The organism is Corynebacterium sp. HMSC062A03 (assembly GCF_001811145.1).
GTDB classification, from domain to species: Bacteria; Actinomycetota; Actinomycetes; order Mycobacteriales; family Mycobacteriaceae; genus Corynebacterium; species Corynebacterium aurimucosum.
In genome coordinates, this window is record NZ_KV803677.1 from 1 (window position 1) to 221 (window position 221).

Annotated in this window: 1 protein-coding gene; it reads right to left on the bottom strand. The window is 49.8% G+C overall.

Translation table 11 applies throughout. The annotated features are described in order from the left end of the window. A partial coding sequence (locus HMPREF2781_RS12545; RefSeq protein WP_168163681.1) for a hypothetical protein occupies nt 1-221 on the bottom strand: 221 nt, incomplete at both ends.

Here is a 221-nt window from a genome sequence, read left to right on the forward strand (position 1 = left end):
CCATCCAGATCCGGATCCTCAACAACTACATTGATAGGACCATCAACATCGGTACCCGGAGTAACAACAACATTGCCGTTCTCGTCAATCTCAACCGGGATATCCTTGCCATCCTCATCGGTAGCAGAAACCTTGGTGTCATCATCCGGGTTAGTGACCTTGATACCAGTGTCCTGCTCCTCATCAGTCGGATCAACCGGCTTCACACCAGAATCATCAAC